This is a genomic window from Nonomuraea wenchangensis (genome assembly GCF_900111685.1).
Taxonomy (GTDB): Bacteria; Actinomycetota; Actinomycetes; order Streptosporangiales; family Streptosporangiaceae; genus Nonomuraea; species Nonomuraea wenchangensis.
The window spans coordinates 21805-37010 of the sequence record NZ_FOHX01000002.1 but is presented as its reverse complement, the minus strand read 5'-3'; the positions used below and the strand labels follow the sequence as shown (position 1 = coordinate 37010).

General features: G+C 73.1%; 13 protein-coding genes. 6 read left to right on the top strand and 7 right to left on the bottom strand.

Annotation, left to right across the window (positions count from 1 at the left end; translation table 11 throughout):
- Positions 1 to 56: 56 nt before the first annotated feature.
- Entirely contained in the window at positions 57 to 905 is an 849-nt protein-coding gene (locus BMW85_RS04525) for an SAM-dependent methyltransferase (RefSeq protein ID WP_091077300.1), read from the bottom strand.
- Positions 906 to 1517: 612 nt separating this feature from the next.
- Between BMW85_RS04525 and BMW85_RS04520 the strand changes: the two genes are divergently transcribed.
- Complete coding sequence (locus BMW85_RS04520) at positions 1518 to 2714, top strand: low temperature requirement protein A (protein ID WP_245774621.1); 1197 nt, start codon at positions 1518 to 1520, stop codon at positions 2712 to 2714.
- Between the two features lie 68 nt (positions 2715 to 2782).
- Here BMW85_RS04520 and BMW85_RS04515 read toward each other — a convergent pair whose 3' ends face one another.
- The 3 genes from BMW85_RS04515 to BMW85_RS04505 are packed head-to-tail and all read right to left on the bottom strand — an operon-like array spanning position 2783 to position 5992.
- Positions 2783 to 3679 (bottom strand): diacylglycerol/lipid kinase family protein, encoded by an 897-nt coding sequence (locus tag BMW85_RS04515; RefSeq protein WP_091077295.1) that lies wholly within the window; start codon positions 3677 to 3679, stop codon positions 2783 to 2785.
- Between the two features lie 54 nt (positions 3680 to 3733).
- Positions 3734 to 4867, bottom strand: a complete 1134-nt coding sequence (locus BMW85_RS04510) for a winged helix DNA-binding domain-containing protein (RefSeq protein WP_091077293.1) — start codon at positions 4865 to 4867, stop codon at positions 3734 to 3736.
- A gap of 9 nt (positions 4868 to 4876) precedes the next feature.
- The gene (locus BMW85_RS04505) at positions 4877 to 5992 is read right to left on the bottom strand and encodes an acyltransferase family protein (protein WP_091077291.1); all 1116 of its coding nucleotides are present in this window, start codon (positions 5990 to 5992) and stop codon (positions 4877 to 4879) included.
- Positions 5993 to 6083: 91 nt separating this feature from the next.
- Here BMW85_RS04505 and BMW85_RS04500 point away from each other — a divergent pair, with 91 nt between their 5' ends.
- From BMW85_RS04500 to BMW85_RS04480, 5 genes are all read left to right on the top strand, one after another.
- On the top strand, positions 6084 to 7304 hold the full coding sequence (locus tag BMW85_RS04500) for a carboxylate-amine ligase (protein ID WP_245774620.1): 1221 nt from the start codon (positions 6084 to 6086) through the stop codon (positions 7302 to 7304).
- Between the two features lie 21 nt (positions 7305 to 7325).
- Entirely contained in the window at positions 7326 to 9113 is a 1788-nt protein-coding gene (locus tag BMW85_RS04495) for an N-acetylglutaminylglutamine amidotransferase (RefSeq protein ID WP_091077287.1), read from the top strand.
- Positions 9114 to 9120: 7 nt separating this feature from the next.
- Positions 9121 to 10962, top strand: a complete 1842-nt coding sequence (locus BMW85_RS04490) for a S9 family peptidase (RefSeq protein ID WP_091077284.1) — start codon at positions 9121 to 9123, stop codon at positions 10960 to 10962.
- 72 nt (positions 10963 to 11034) lie between these two features.
- On the top strand, positions 11035 to 12750 hold the full coding sequence (gene ctaD, locus BMW85_RS04485; protein ID WP_091077282.1) for an aa3-type cytochrome oxidase subunit I: 1716 nt from the start codon (positions 11035 to 11037) through the stop codon (positions 12748 to 12750).
- Complete coding sequence (locus BMW85_RS04480) at positions 12747 to 13073, top strand: DUF3040 domain-containing protein (RefSeq protein WP_091077279.1); 327 nt, start codon at positions 12747 to 12749, stop codon at positions 13071 to 13073. The genes ctaD and BMW85_RS04480 overlap by 4 nt, the downstream gene beginning before the upstream one ends.
- Here the strand turns inward: BMW85_RS04480 and BMW85_RS04475 are convergent.
- Genes BMW85_RS04475 through BMW85_RS49240 form a run of 3 tightly spaced genes read right to left on the bottom strand, consistent with a single transcriptional unit; the run spans position 13001 to position 15112 of the window.
- A complete protein-coding gene (locus BMW85_RS04475; protein ID WP_091077277.1) occupies positions 13001 to 14176 on the bottom strand; it encodes an acyl-CoA dehydrogenase family protein in 1176 nt (391 codons plus the stop codon). The genes BMW85_RS04480 and BMW85_RS04475 overlap by 73 nt on opposite strands.
- Before the next feature lie 24 nt (positions 14177 to 14200).
- Entirely contained in the window at positions 14201 to 14533 is a 333-nt protein-coding gene (locus tag BMW85_RS04470) for a hypothetical protein (protein ID WP_091077275.1), read from the bottom strand.
- 9 nt (positions 14534 to 14542) lie between these two features.
- Complete coding sequence (locus BMW85_RS49240) at positions 14543 to 15112, bottom strand: DUF5709 domain-containing protein (protein ID WP_091077273.1); 570 nt, start codon at positions 15110 to 15112, stop codon at positions 14543 to 14545.
- Positions 15113 to 15206: the final 94 nt, after the last annotated feature.

Genomic DNA, 15206 nt, shown 5'->3' with positions numbered 1-15206 from the left:
ACGCCGTGACGGCCGCGCGCCCCGCCCGGGGCGCGCGGCCGCGCCGTTTTCCGGGTTCAGGGGATGTGGGCCACGGCTCCGTAGTTGCCCGAGGTGGCGGGCTGGTCGGCGCAGGCGGCGTCGTCGCCCGGGACGGGGTCGCCGGCGTGCCACTCCGGCACCCAGACGAGGCCGGGGTCCACCAGGTCCAGGCCGTCCAGCAGGGCCTCGACCTCCTCCTTCGTACGGATCGCGAGACGCGGGAGCGTCATGGCGAGCATGTCGCGGACGGCGGGGAGCAACTCCGGGGGGACGGCGTCGAACGTGGTGTGCGCCAGGACGAGGAAACTGCCCGCCGGAGCCGTGTGACGCAGGCGCTTGATGACGTAGTGGGCGTACTCCTCGTCGTCCAGGCTCTGCGCGGACAGCAGCAGGACCGCTATGGGCCGGTCCCAGTCGAGGAAGGTCTGGACGACCCGGTCGCCGAGCAGCTCGTCGATCTCGTGGGCGTCGCCGTCCACGACCCGGACGAGGTCGGAGAAGGGTTCGATGGTGGCCTGGGCCATGGTGACGACCATCGGGTTGTTCTCGACGTACACGGTCCGGACGGCGGGGCCGGGGGAGGCCTGGCGGGCGATGTCGTGCAGGCGGCGGCCGGGCGGGAGGCCGCTGGGCACGCCACTGCCGATGATGATGAACTGGTCGACGCCCTCGGCGGCGGCCAGATGGCGTACGACGCGGGAGAGGAACTGCAGGACGGCGCGGGCGGCGGTGGTGAGGACGGGAGCGGCTTGGTCGAAATGGCGCACCATGTCCTTGTCCGCCTGGAAGTTGTTCTTCCCACCGGCCGCGGCGTCGAAAATGCGCGTCATGCGCGCTTGCGTCGTTTCGAGCTTGGCCAGGTTTCGGACAGCCCTTTGGTGCATGAGCGTTGCCCCTTTCCCACGCCGTCACCCGTCCGGGGTTGACGATCTTCGGACCTCACTCGATGACTCTGACCATATGTTCCAACAATTCCAGTCAATCGCAATGCGGTAGACCGGTTATTTCGGGAAATGTTTGTGACCAGAATCGCGGCGACGGGGGCTGGCGGGCGTTGTTCGATCAAGAAATTGCGCGGTGTTCGCGCACGTCGGCGGTGGTTCGGCGGAATGGTAAGAAGGGGCTCCGTGGGCCGCTGAATGATCGAATGCGCGGGCTGTTCCGGGGTTGTGATATTTCGGGCTTATGGGCTGAGTGAGGTTTGTGGGGTTGGCGGGCCCGCGTGTGGTTTCCGTGCGGCGGCCCCCGTCGGTCAAGGCGCCGTGTCCGCAACGGGCGGACGGCCGCGGGCGCGGCGCCCGCAGGGGGGCGGCGCCCCCGGAGCGGCGGCCGGTACGGCGGCCAACTCTTACAGATCACGGAAAACAGGGTGATCGTGGAGACGTCCCCCCATACCCGCCTATAACCTTCCCGTCGGCAATCGATCCGGGAAGGGAATGGGGTGGCCGGCCATGGCCGAGCAGGGGGACCCGCGGCGCGGGCCGAGGTTATCGGGCGTGACCGGGCCGGCGAGGGAGAACCACCGGACGACGGCCTTCGAGCTCTTCTTCGACCTGGTCTTCGTGTTCGCGGCGACCCGGGTCACCGTCCTCATGGCCCGTGAGCACGGCGTTCACGGGCTGTTCCAAGGGTTTCTGCTGCTCGCGCTGCTGTGGTGGACGTGGGAGGCATTCACCTGGCTCGGCAACCAGGCGCGGGCCGACGACGGCGTGGTGCGCGGGGGCATGGCGGTGGCGAGCGCCGCGGTGTTCGTCATGGCGCTGACGATCCCAGAAGCCTGGCGCGACACTCCTGGCGGGCTGGACGGGCCGCTCGTGCTCGTGGGGGCGTACGTGCTGGTGCGGGCCCTGTACCTCGCCGTGCGGTTCGCCGTGGACGGGGCCGCGGCGGAGTCGGGGACGGCGGCCGGGGACGACGAGGGGGCGCGCCGCCGGCTCGGGCTCTCCCTGGCGACGTTGCTGGCGGTCGTGCCGCCGCTGGTGGCGGGGGCGCTGCTCGGCGGGTGGGCGCAGACGGTGCTGTTCGCCGGGGCGCTCGCCGTCGACCGGGCCGGGACTCACCTGGCCGCGCGCCACGGCGGCCTGCGGGTCGGCGACGCGGCGCGGTGGAGCGAACGGCACGGGCTGTTCGTGCTGCTCGCCATCGGGGAGTCGGCCTTGGCCGCCGGCGTGGGGGCGGCGGGGCGGGCGGTGAGCGTCCCGCTGCTCGCCGGGGTCGTGCTCGGGATCGCCGTGGCCGTCTGCCTGTGGTGGCTGTACTTCGACGTGGTCGCGCCGGCGGCCGAGCACCGGCTGGTGCGGGCGCTCGGCGTGATCCGCGTCAAGATGGTCGTGGAGGGCTACACCTACGGGCACTTCCCCATCGTGGCCGGCGTCATCGTGACCGGGCTCGGCGTCCAGGGCGTGCTGGCCCGCGCGGGCGAGGGCGTGGCGCTCGGCGGGTTCTACGCGTCCGTCCTGTACGGCGGCGCGGCGCTCTACCTCGGCGGGCACGTGCTGTTCGGCGGCCTGATGCACGCCGTGCTCAGCCTGCCGCGACTGCTCGCCATCGGCGCGCTGCTGGCCGGGCTGCCGGTGGCGATCGCGCTGCCGCCGCTGGCCGCGCTGGCGGGGCTGGCGCTCGTCCTGGTCGTGCTGGTCGCCGTGGAGACCACGCGCTACGCCGAGCAGCGCCGCGACCTCCGAGAAGCCTGACAGGACCGGGCCCGCGGTCGGGAACGCGGCCCGCTCAGGAACGCGGCCCGCTCAGGAGCGCGGCCCGCTCAGGAACGCGGCGCGACGACCCGCCAGGCGGCCGGGCGGAGGGTCCAGGAGCGGTGCGGCGCGGGTGGGCACAGCTCGCCGTCGGCGTTGGCGGGCACCGGCTCGCCCTCGACCACGACCGCGCGTCCCCGGAACGTCGCCACGTCGTCCCGCTCGGGATGCCGGCCGAGCCGCAGCAGCACCCCGTACGCCAACCGCCCCCAAGGCGAGACCGCGTAGGAGACGACCACGTCGGCGAGCCCGTCGTCCGGGCGGGCGTCAGGTGTGAGGGGAGTGCCGCCGCCGATCGAGGCGCCGTTGCCGACGCCCACCATGAGGACCCGCCGCCGCCCGTCGGCGACCAGCTCGTCGTCCACGCGCACCCGGAGCCGCCAGCCCTTGCTGCGCACGCCCGCGAGCAGCGCGCCGGCGGCGTACGCGGCCCGGCGCAGGACCGGCTTGAGCGGCGTCGCCCGCCGGCTCGCCTCCGCGCCGACGCCCACGTGCACGGCGTTGAGCACGATCCCCCTACCGGGCGCGTCCTCGACGAGCAGGTCCAGGGGGCGGGGCGCGCCGTCCAGGACGACCCGCGCGGCGTCGGCGGGCTCCAGCGGAATGCCGAGCGTACGGGCCAGGTCGTTGCCGGTGCCCATCGGGATCAGGCCCACCGGCCGGCTCTCCAGCTCGCCACGGGCCAGCAGCGCCGCCACCACCCGGTGCAGGGTGCCGTCGCCGCCGAGCACGACGGGCTCGCGGTCGGGATGCTCGGCGAGCGCCCGGTCCAGGTCGTCCGGCCGCTCCAGGGCGTGGAAGACCACGTCGGCCCCGCCGCCGAGCACGTCGAGCACCGCCCGGCGGGTCGCCTCGTCGTCCCCGCCCGCGGCCGGGTTGCCCATCGCCAGCAGCCTGCGTGCCATCCCACTCCTCCCAGCGACCGCCCCGGTGCCCCGCCACGGGCGGGCCAAACGCGGTCAGGCCGGCAGGACCCGTACCTCGGCCGCCGGCAGGGCGCCCCACCAGCGGGCGTAACTCAGGTAGACGCGCGGGTCGCGGCCGGCCAGCAGCGCCAGCAGCTCCCTGGCCTCGGCGGCGAGCCCGTCCCACGTCTCCTCGGGCAGGGGGTGGAAGGCGGACGCCTCGATGCCGCCCTCCGCAGGCCGCCACACCCCGGCCACGTGACCGTCCACGAGCAGCGTGGGCAGGACGTCGCCGTTGGCGCGGATCACGAGCTTGCGGTACGCGGGCGGGATGACGCGGGCCCGGTCGGCGTAGGCGAGCAGCAGGTTGTCCCACATGGCCATGAGCCGGGGCGGGGCGGGCGTGTCCCCGCCGGGCCGCGGCGCCCCCGGGACGTCGTACAGCTCCGTGCCGTCCGGCCCCTCCAGGCGCTCCAGCCGGTCGGACAGCGTCTGGAGCGCCGCGCGCGCCCGTGGCCGGTGGACCATCGCGAACTGGGCCACGTCCAGCACCGACGCGGGCCCGAACGCCTCCAGGTAGCGCAGGACGAGCTCCCGCAGGCAGTCGTCCTCGTCCCCGGGGACGGAGCCCGCCCGGGCGGCCAGGTAAGCGGGCCGCGGCCCGAACGACCACGCCCCGCCGGTCGGCGCGTGCCGCAGCGGCGCGATCGAGCGCATCACCCGCAGCACGTTCCTCGGTGAGAGGGGGGCGCGCTCGGCGATCCACGCCTCGATCTCGGCGCCCGTACGCGGCCGGTCGGCGGCGAAGGCCAGCAGGTCCGGCACCAGAGCGTCGGCCTCGGCGGGCGTGAGGCCGGTCTCGGCGAAGCGCCGGTCGCCGAGCCGTGAGCCCCGCAGCGTGCGCCGCAGGGCGAGGTGCATGGCCGGATGGTCGTCGGCGTGCACCACGTGCAGGGTGATCCGCATGAGCGTGGCCTTCACCAGCGAGCCGCCGGCGAACGCCGCGTCCAGCGCGGCCGGGTCGAACCCGGCGAGCCGGTTCCAGAGCGCGAGGTAGGGCGAGGCGGGCTGCTGCGCCTGCAGCCCGACCAGGCGGCGGACCGCGGGGGCGACGTCCAGCGCCTCCCGGCGCAGCAGGAGCTGCCGGGCCAGGGTGGCGCGGTTGAGGTCGCGGAGGGTCAGGGGCATGGGGACAATCTAGGCGTTCTCCGGCTGGCGCAGCCGCCGTCCCAGCCGCTGCGCCGGCGCCTCGATCAGCCGGTACGTCACCCCGCTCAACGGGACCAGCACCAGGTAGTACACCCCCAGATTGGGCGCGAGGTGCAGCAGGAGCGGATGCAGCAGGTAGAGCGAGAAGCTGACCACGCCGAGCCAGGTCAGCCAGCGCGGGAAGGCCCGCCCGCGCAGCGCGAACGCCAGCCCGAACGCGGCGAAGGCCAGCACGAGCGCCGGCGCCCAGCCGGGGTCGTCCTTGGCCGGGATCCCGCAGCCGAGCACGGCCGCCACGGCGACGGCCGCCGCCCGCCACGGGATCTCCCCGCGTTCGGCCCGGTAGACGGCGGTGCCCGCGAACATGGCCGCCAGGATGATCACGCCCTGCCAGGTGCCGCCCCGGCTGCCGGCGACCACCAGCGCGAGGCCGAGCAGGCCGCCCGTGACGGCGGCCGCCGTACGGGCCCGGCCGCCGGCCAGCGCGGTCACCACGACGGCGGCCACCACGGCGAGGCCGAGCAGCGCGGCGAGCAGGTCGCCGCGGCCGATCGCGGCCCGCGGTAAGAGCAGCCCCAAGGGCACGGCGGCGACCGCCAGTGCCAGGGAGATCCCCGCTGACCTGCGGGCCTGGCCGGTCACGTAGAGGGCCACGCTGATGAGGTAGAACGCCATCTCGTACGACAGCGTCCAGGTCACGGAGACGACGGCGGGCAGGTTGAGCAGCTCCTGGAGCATCGCCACGTTGCCGAGCGCGACGAGGAGGAGCGGGCGGGAGTCGAGCCCGGAGGCGGGCGGGACCAGCCCTGCGGCGGCCAGCAGGAGCGCCGCGCAGCAGGCCGTGAGCAGGAGCGGGAGGAGGCGGAAGGCCCGCCCGGTCCAGAAGGCGCGTACGTCGCCGCGCCGCTCCAGCGAGGCGGGGATGATGTAGCCGCTCACCAGGAAGAACAGGAACACCCCCCACGTGCCCAGATCGACGCGCGCGTCGACGACGGCGTAGAGGGCGGGGACGAAGGTCCAGCCGCCGTGGTGCGCGGTCACGGCCAGCGCCGCCGGCCCCCGGAGGGCGTCCAGCCAGGCCAGCCGGGCAGGGGGCAAGGACATTCGTCGGAGTCTAGGCCATGAAGGACGATGCTAAACCTGCGATTTATGGGGGAGTGTCACCCTTTAGGGCGCAATGTCGGGGGTGATGGCCGTGCCAGAGCCAGGAGAGCCCATCAAAGTAGGGGTGGAGGAGGAGTTCCACGTCGTGGACCTGCGGACGCGCCACCTGGCGGCCCGGTCGGGACTGCTGCTGGAGGCACTGCCCCCTGCCCGCTTCACGCACGAGCTGCAGCGCTCGATGGTGGAGTCCAACAGCTTGCCCTTCCGCGCCCTGACCGAGCTGGCCCGCGACCTGTGCGGCATGCGCGCCGCGCTGGTCCGCGAGGCGGAGGCGCTCGGCCTCGGCGTCGTGGCCGCGGGCAGCCCCCAGCTCGTGGACGAGGACCAGCTCAAGATCTTCCCCGACCCCCGCTACGAGCGGATGCTCATCGACTTCCAGGTGCTCACCCGCGAGCAGCTCATCTGCGGCATGCACGTGCACGCCGAGGTGCGCGACCGGGAGCTGGCCGTGGCCGTCGCGCACCGGCTCGCCCCGTGGCTGCCGCCGCTGCTGGCGCTCAGCGCCAGCTCCCCGTTCTGGGACGGCGCCGACACCGGCTACGCCAGCTACCGCACCCTGGTGTGGCGGCGCTGGCCCACCACCGGCCCGATGGCGTGTTACGGCTCGGCCGCCGACTACCAGCAGATGGTCGACGGGCTGATCCGCTCCGGGGTGATCGCCGACCCCGGGATGATCTACTTCGACATCCGGCCCTCCTGCCACCTGCCCACCGTGGAGCTGCGCATCTGCGACTCCTGCCCGCGGCTGGCGGACGTCGTGCTGATCGCCGGGCTGTTCCGGGCGCTGGTCGCCACCGAGCTGGAGGCGGCCCGCCGGGGCACCGGGCGCGAGGTGCGCCTGGAGCCGGTGCGCGCGGCGACCTGGCAGGCGGCGCGCTCGGGGCTGGAGGGCGAGCTGGTCGACCCGGTGGAGGGGGTGCCGCGCCCGGCGGCCGAGGTGATCGCGCGCCTGCTCGACCGGGCGCGCCCGCACCTCGCGGAGGCAGGCGACTGGGAGCTGGTCTCGGCGCTGGCGCGGCAGGCGCCGGCGCGGGGCAGCTCGGCGGCGCGGCAGCGGTCGGCCCATGCCCGGCGTGGCCGCCTGGAGGACGTCGTGGACCTCCTGCTGGCGGAGACCCGCTCCTCCGACTGGGCCCCGGACCCGCCCGCCCCCCAGCCCGGAGACCAGATCGACCCAAGGCCCGACCAGCGGCCTGACCATCAGACCGTCCACCGAACCGACCCCCGGCCCGATCATCGGCCGGCGGTCTGACGACAAGGAGGTTCTTTCATCATGTGCGGCCTGTGCGGTGAGATCCGCTTCGACGACGAGGAGGCGGACATCGCCGCGGTGGACCGGATGACGGAGGCGATGCACGACCGAGGGCCGGACGGCTCGGGATTGTGGTCACAGGGCCCGGTCGCGCTGGGCCACCGCCGCCTGAAGATCATCGACCTGTCGGACAAGGCGGCCCAGCCGATGGTGGACGGCGAGCTGGGGCTGGCCGTGGTGTTCAACGGCTGCCTGTACAACTACGCGGAGCTCCGCGACGAGCTGCGCCGCGACGGCTACCGCTTCTACTCCACCTCCGACACCGAGGTGCTGATGAAGGCGTACCACCGATGGGGCACCGCCTGCGTCGAGCGCTTCAAGGGCATGTTCGCCTTCGCCGTCGTCGAACGCGACACCGGCCGCGTGGTGCTGGGCCGTGACCGGCTTGGCATCAAGCCGATGTACCTGGCCGAGGACGGCCGCCGGCTGCGCTTCGCCTCCTCACTGCCCGCCCTGCTGGCCGCCGGCGACGTGGACACCAGTGTCGATCCGGTGGCCCTGCACCACTACATGACCTTCCACGCGCTGGTGCCGGGCGAGCGTACGATCCTCGCCGGGGTGCGCAAGCTGCCCGCCGCGACCGTCCGCGTGGTCGAGCCGGACGGCACCAGCCGCGAGCACCGCTACTGGGACCCGCCCTACACCCGTGGCGCGCTGCCCGAGCACGCCGGGCTCGACGCCGAGGAGTGGCGGCGGGCCGTCCTGGACGCGCTGCGCACGGCCGTGCGCCGCCGCATGGTGGCCGACGTGCCGGTTGGCGTGCTGCTGTCCGGCGGCCTGGACTCCAGCCTCATCGTGGCGCTGCTGGCCGAGCAGGGGCAGGAGGGGCTGGCCACGTTCAGCATCGGCTTCGAGTCGGCGGGCGGTGAGAAGGGCGACGAGTTCGCCTACTCCGACATGGTGGCCGAGCGCTTCGGCACCGCCCACCACCGCATCCGCATCCCCGACGCCCGCCTCCTCGACGGCCTGGAGCAGGCGGTGCGGGCCATGAGCGAGCCGATGGTCAGCCACGACTGCGTCGCCTTCTACCTGCTGTCGGAGGAGGTCTCCCAGCACGTCAAGGTGGTGCAGTCTGGCCAGGGCGCCGACGAGGTGTTCGCCGGCTACCGCTGGTTCCCGCCGCTGGCGGACGTGCCGCGCGAGCGGGCCGCCGAGGTCTACGCCCGCGAGTTCTTCGACCGCCCGCACGGCGAGCTGGCCCGCGTCCTCGCGTCCGGGCGCCTGCTGGACCACGACGCGAGCGGCGCTTTCGTCCGCGAGCACCTGGCCAGGCCGGGCGCCGACACCGCACTCGACGCCGTGCTGCGCCTGGAGACCACCGCCATGCTGGTGGACGACCCGGTCAAACGGGTGGACAACATGACCATGGCGCACGGGCTGGAGGCCCGCACCCCGTTCCTGGACCATGAGCTGGTCGAGCTGGCCGCGGCCTGCCCCGCCGAGCTGAAGCTGGCGCACGGCGGCAAGGGCGTGCTCAAGGACGCCGCCCGCCGCCTGCTGCCCGCCGACGTCATCGACCGGCCCAAGGGCTACTTCCCCGTCCCGGCCATCCGGCACGTGGACGGGCGCGTCCTGGACCTGGTGCGCGACGCGCTGACCAGCCGCGCGGCCCGCGAGCGCGGCCTGTTCCGCCCCGACTACGTCGCCCGCCTGCTCGCCGACCCCGATGCCGACGGCACACCGACCGGCGTGAACCCGCTCTGGCAGCTCGGCCTGCTCGAACTGTGGCTCCAGGCACAGGGGGTATGACGGGCGCATGACGCCGGACCTGGGCGGGCTCGCCCACGTTCCCTCGCCCGCCAGCCTGACCGCCGAGAGCTGCCTGGCGCCGGCGCTGGCTCCCGACGACAGCGCCGTGGCCTACGTCAGCGACCGTGACGGCCATCCCAAGGTCTGGGTTCAGCCGCTGCGGGACGGTGCCGAGGCGTGGCCGGTGGACACCGGGCCGCAGCCGGTCGTGGACGTGCGGTGGGCGCCCACGGGCGGGCATCTGGCCGTGGTGGTCGCGCCGGGCGGCGGGGAGCACACGCAGGTGGAGGCCGTGCAGACGCACGGCGGCGACCTGCGCACGCTGGCCGCCCCGCCCGGCGGGTCGGCGTCGATGGTGCACTGGACCGGCCGTGGCGAGACGCTGCTCGTCGCCGAGACCGCCGCCGACGGCCTGACCAGCGCCGTCCTGGTGGACGCCGTCACCGGCGGGCGCCGGCCGATCGCCGCCGGCCACCTGCTGTGGCCGGCCTCGGTCAGTCGCGACCATTCCAGGATGCTGCTGCGGCGCGGCCCGCGCGGCGCCCGCCGGATGTACGTGGCCGACCTTGCCAACGGCATGGAGCAGCGGCTGCTGCCCGGCCTGCCCGGCACCACCGATTTCGGCGTGCTGTCGCCGGACGGCGGGACCGCCTACCTGGTCACCGACGCCGGCCGTGACCGCGCCGCGCTGCTGGCCGCCCGTCGCGGCGCGCTGGCTCCCGCGCAGGTGCTGGCCGAGCGCGAGGACGCGGAGCTGGACCGGTTCTCGCTGAGCGCGGACGGTCGCCGGGCGCTGCTGGTCTGGAACCGGTACGGCCGCTCGGAGCTGGACGTCCTGGACCTGGCCAGGGGCGAGCTGCGGACGTTGCCGCCCCCGCCCGCCGCCGTGGTCACCTCGGCCCGCATCTCCTGGCACGGCACCCTGGCCGCGCTCGCCGCCGAAAGCCCGGAGGAGCCGTCCCACGTGCTGGTGTGCGACCTCGGGACGGGCCGCTACCGGCGGGTGGCGGGCGCCGGCCCGCTGCCGGCGGGGGGCGGGGCCGAGCCGGTGCGCCTGCGCGCCCGGGACGGGCTGGAGCTGACCGCCTGGCTCTACCGGCCGCCGCACGTCACCGGGCCCGCCCCGTACGCGCTCTACCTGCACGGCGGTCCCGAGGACGAGGAGCGCCCGACGTTCAATCCGCTGTTCCAGAACCTGCTGGCCGCCGGGATCGGGGTGTTCGCCCCCAATGTGCGCGGCTCCGGCGGGCACGGCCGTGCCTTCCGCCGCGCCGACGACGGCCCGTTGCGCTTTCGCGCCATCGAGGATGTGGCCGACTGCGCGGCCGAGCTGGTCCGTCTGGGGCTGGCCGATCCTGGCCGGCTGGCCTGTATGGGCTGGTCGTACGGCGGCTACCTGACCCTGGCCGCGCTGGTCGCCCATCCCGGTCTCTTCCGTGCGGGCGTTAGCGTGGCGGGCATCGCCGACTTCGAGACCTTCTACGCCCGCACCGAGCCGTGGATCGCCGAGGCGGCCTTCGGCGAGTACGGCCATCCGGAGGCCGACCGCGACCTGCTGCGCGCCCTGTCGCCGCTGCGCGCGCTCGACCGGCTGGCCGCCCCGCTCCTGCTGGTGCACGGCGCCGCGGACACGAACGTGCCGCTGTACGAGGCCGAGCAGGTCCTCGCCGCCGCCCGCGGGCTGGGCCTGTCCTGTGAGGCGCTGGTCTTCGACGACGAGGGCCACGAGATCCGGCAGGTCGCCAACCGGATCAGTTTCGTGGCCAAAGTGGTGGACTGGCTCTCACATCAGCTCAGAACGGTCGAGTACCGCCCAACCGGTCGCAAGGACTTCGGTCGCGCTCGGTAATCAGGCGATTCCCGTCAGAAGCCACGGGTACCGGATGTTCGACCCGTGGCGCCCGCATGACGGAGAGTGGCGATGACGACGTACCGGCCTGGCGAGGAACCGCTGACCTCACCGCTGGCGCCCGTGCGCCACCACCGCAAGGGCGCGGTGATCGTGTCGTGGCTGACGAGCACCGACCACAAGGTGATTGGCTACCTCTACCTCATCACGTCGTTCGTCTTCTTCACCCTGGCCGGGATCATGGCGTTGATCATCCGCGCCGAGCTGGCCCGGCCGGGCCTGCAGGTGGTGAGCCAGCAGGCGTACAACCAGCTCTTCACCCTGCACGGCACGGCGATGCTGCTGCTGTTCGCCACGCCGCTGTTCGCCGGCTTCGCGAACGTGATCATGCCGCTCCAGATCGGCTCGCCGGACGTGGCCTTCCCCCGGCTGAACGCGGTCAGCTACTGGCTGTTCCTGTTCGGCGGGCTGATCGTGTTCAGCGCCATCTTCACCAACTTCGGCTCGCCCGACTTCGGCTGGACCGGGTACACGCCGCTGTCGCGCGCCACCTACAGCCATGGGGCCGGCGGCGACCTGTGGGTGATGGGCCTGGCGTTGTCCGGTCTCGGCACGATCCTCGGCTCGGTGAACTTCTTCACCACCATCATCTGCATGCGGGCGCCGGGCCTGAGCATGTTCCGGATGTCGATCTTCACCTGGAACGTGCTGCTGACCAGCATGCTCGTGCTCATGGCGTTCCCGGTGCTGACGGGGGCGCTGCTCGCGCTGGAGGCCGACCGCAAGCTCGGCACCCACGTCTACGAGCCGGCGAGCGGCGGGCCGATGCTCTGGCAGCACCTGTTCTGGTTCTTCGGCCATCCCGAGGTCTACATCATCGCGCTGCCGTTCTTCGGCATCATCACCGAGGTCATCCCGGTCTTCAGCCGCAAGCCGATCTTCGGCTACGTGGGGCTGGTGGGCGCGACCGTGGCCATCGCGGGGCTGTCGATGACGGTGTGGGCGCACCACATGTTCGCCACCGGGCAGGTGCTGTTGCCGTTCTTCTCGTTCATGACGTTCCTCATCGCGGTGCCGACGGGCGTGAAGTTCTTCAACTGGGTCGGCACGATGTGGCGCGGCTACCTGACGTTCGAGACGCCGATGATGTTCGCGATCGGGTTCCTCGTCACCTTCCTGCTCGGCGGGCTCACCGGGGTCATCCTCGGCTCGCCGCCGCTGGACTTCCACCTGACCGACTCCTACTTCGTCGTCGCGCACTTCCACTACGTGGTGTTCGGGACCGTGGTGTTCGCCATGTTCTCCGGGTTCTACTTCTGGTGGCCGAAGATGACAGGCAGGATGCTCAACGACCGCATCGGCAAGTGGCACTTCTGGCTGCTGTTCATCGGCTTCCACGTCACGTTCCTGGTGCAGCACTGGCTCGGGGCCCTGGGCATGCCGCGCCGCTACGCCGACTACAGCGCCATCGACGGTTTCACCACGCTCAACGAGATCTCCTCCGTCGGCGCGTTCATCCTGGGCATCTCGACGCTGCCGTTCCTCTACAACGTCTGGTGGACGGCCCGGCACGCGCCGCGCGTCACCGTGGACGACCCGTGGGGGTTCGGCAACTCGCTGGAGTGGGCCACCTCCTGCCCGCCGCCCCGGCACAACTTCGTCAGCATGCCGGTGATCCGCTCCGAACGCCCCGCGTTCGACATGCACCACCCGCACCCCGTCTACCACCGCCGCCGCGACGAGGACGAGCTGCCGGGCCCGGAGAGCGACGCCGGCATCGAGCGGTGAGCCTGTCCGACCGCGAGCGACGGCTGCTCGCGGAGATCGAGCAGGACCTGCGCTGCGGCGACCCCGGCTTCACCCGCCGGATCGACGCGCTGAACCGCCAGGGGCCGCAGCGCTACGCCTGCCATGTGAGCAACCGCCAGATGGTGGGCGTGCTGCTCGTCGTGGTCGTGCTGAGCCTGCTGTCGGCGGCGATCCTCGTGCTGACCGCTCCCACGGGCACCCCGCGCGGCGGCTCGGGGAGCGGCCGGGCTCACACAAAGGCGCTCAGCCCCGTCACCGCGCGGCCCACGATGAGGGTGTTGATCTCGCGGGTGCCCTCGTAGGAGTAGAGCGCCTCGGCGTCGGCCACGAACCGGCCGATGTCGTAGTCGAGCACGATGCCGTTGCCCGCGAGCAGCTCACGTGCCCAGCCGACGACCTCGCGCATGCGCGTCGTGCAGTACGCCTTGGCCAGCGCCGAGTGCTCGTCCCGGTAGGTGCCGGCGTCCTGGAGCTGGGCCAGCCGCACCACCATGCCGAGCGAGCCCGTGGCGTTGCCGAGCATCCGCACCAGCAGGTCCTGCACGAGCTGGAACTTGCCGATCGGCCGGCCGAACTGCTCGCGCTCCTTCGCGTAGGCGAGGGCGATCTCGTACGCGGCCAGCATCACCCCGACCGCCTGCCAGGCCACCCCGCTGCGGGTGCGCCGCAGGATGCCGGCCGTGTCGCGGAAGGAGTTGGCGCCCTCCAGCCGGTTCGCCTCGGGCACCCGGCAGCCGTCGAGCGTGATGTCGGCGTTCTGGACCGAGCGCAGCGCGATCTTGTTCTCGATCTTGGTAGCGGTGAAACCGGGGGTGTCCTTCTCCACCACGAAGCCCTTGACGTGCCCGTCGTCCGTGTCGCGGGCCCAGACCACGACGAGGTCGGCGAAGGTGGCGTTGCCGATCCACCGCTTGGCCCCGTCCAGCACCCACGTGTCGCCCTCCCGCCGGGCCGTGGTGCGCATCCCGCCGGACACGTCCGAGCCCCCGTCCGGCTCGGTCAGCGCGAACGCGCCGATCTGCTCCATCGCGCTCATCGCCGGCAGCCAGCGCGCCCGCTGCTCGGCCGAGCCGCAGGCGGCGATGCTGCCCATGGCGAGCCCCGTGTGCACGCCGTAGAAGGTGGCCATCGACGGGTCGGCGTGCGCCATCTCCATCGCGAGGAAGCCGCTGAGCAGGCTGCTCGGCTTCGGCCCGGGCAGCTCCTCGAAGGCGAGCCCGGCGATCCCGAGCTCGGCGTACTCCTTCACCAGATGGGTCGGGAACTCCGCGCGGGCCCAGTAGTCGTTGGCGATGGGGACGACCTTCTCCCGCAGGAACTCCCGCACCCGCAGCAGCGTCTCGCGCTCCTCGCCGGCCAGCAGCTCCTCGAACGCGTAGAAGTCCCCCGTCAGCAGCTCCGCCATCTCCGCCCTTCCTCTTCTCGTCGGTCAATAGGGGCGGCCGGTGCCCTCGCCGGGCAGGTAGCCGCCGTCGTCTTCGGCCGTGCGGCCGGAGCCGCCGTCCGGGTCGTCCTCCTCGTCGGAGGCCACCCAGTCCACGCCCGCGCTGATGTGCTCGCCGCCGGGCAGGCCGGGCTCCGGCTCCGAGGGCGGCTCGCCCCCGTCGTCGATCACCATGCCGTGCTCGGCCTCGTCCACGGGGCCGGTGACGCGGAAGCCGGGGTCGCCGCCCATGTCGTGCAGCTCGGCGTCGAACGTCGTGCCCCGGTCCTGCTCGCGTCGTTTGTCGCGCTGCTCGCGTTCACGCTTCTCGTCAGACATGCCTCCTCCTCATTCGGGCTCGACCCGCATGGCCGCCTCTTCGGCGCTGTAGCCGCCCGAGTCCGGGCCCACCTCCGTGGCGATCTCGTCGGCCTCGGCGTCGCCGTGCGTCCCCTCGTCGGGCGCGACCAGCCGGCCGGCCCGGCGCGGCTCGTCCCAGACCTGGCCGGAGGGCTCCTCGGGCTGCGCCTCCCAGCCGGGGTCCACGTCGTCGTCGCGCTCGTAGCCCGTGTCCAGGTCGGCGCCCACGCCGAGGCCGCCCTCCTCGGTCACCCGCTCGACCTCGGGCGCGTCGTCCTGGTCGGTGGGCAGCCGGTCGGCGGTGGCGGACTCGGCCACGCCGAACACCGGCTGGTCCTCGGGAACCTCGCGCTCCAGCCGGCCGTTCAGCGACTCGCCCTGGATCTGCTCGTCGACGGTGGTGCCGAAGTCGTCCACCGCCACCGGGTGGTCGGCCGGCAGCGGGGCCTCCTGCGGGTCCACCGCCCACTGCTGCTGGGGCGTGCCGTCCTGCAGGTCGGGGATGCCCTCGTCCTCGAAACGGGAGCGAGGGTCACGCTCGGGTGTGTTGTGACTCATGATTCCGCCCCTACCCATACGTCGCAAAAGGCCACTTAACCGGCGTGATCCTCTTCGGCGACGACCCGGACGGGGCCGGGTGAGCGCACCCGGC

What these genes read in the sequence shown, in the direction of transcription:
- BMW85_RS04525 (WP_091077300.1), bottom strand. Translation starts at nt 905, where the DNA reads ATGCACCAAAGGGCTGTCCGAAACCTGGCCAAGCTCGAAACGACGCAA.
- BMW85_RS04515 (WP_091077295.1), bottom strand. Translation starts at nt 3,679, where the DNA reads ATGGCACGCAGGCTGCTGGCGATGGGCAACCCGGCCGCGGGCGGGGAC.
- BMW85_RS04510 (WP_091077293.1), bottom strand. Translation starts at nt 4,867, where the DNA reads ATGCCCCTGACCCTCCGCGACCTCAACCGCGCCACCCTGGCCCGGCAG.
- BMW85_RS04505 (WP_091077291.1), bottom strand. Translation starts at nt 5,992, where the DNA reads ATGTCCTTGCCCCCTGCCCGGCTGGCCTGGCTGGACGCCCTCCGGGGG.
- BMW85_RS04495 (WP_091077287.1), top strand. Translation starts at nt 7,326, where the DNA reads ATGTGCGGCCTGTGCGGTGAGATCCGCTTCGACGACGAGGAGGCGGAC.
- BMW85_RS04490 (WP_091077284.1), top strand. Translation starts at nt 9,121, where the DNA reads ATGACGCCGGACCTGGGCGGGCTCGCCCACGTTCCCTCGCCCGCCAGC.
- ctaD (WP_091077282.1), top strand. Translation starts at nt 11,035, where the DNA reads ATGACGACGTACCGGCCTGGCGAGGAACCGCTGACCTCACCGCTGGCG.
- BMW85_RS04475 (WP_091077277.1), bottom strand. Translation starts at nt 14,176, where the DNA reads ATGGCGGAGCTGCTGACGGGGGACTTCTACGCGTTCGAGGAGCTGCTG.
- BMW85_RS04470 (WP_091077275.1), bottom strand. Translation starts at nt 14,533, where the DNA reads ATGTCTGACGAGAAGCGTGAACGCGAGCAGCGCGACAAACGACGCGAG.
- BMW85_RS49240 (WP_091077273.1), bottom strand. Translation starts at nt 15,112, where the DNA reads ATGAGTCACAACACACCCGAGCGTGACCCTCGCTCCCGTTTCGAGGAC.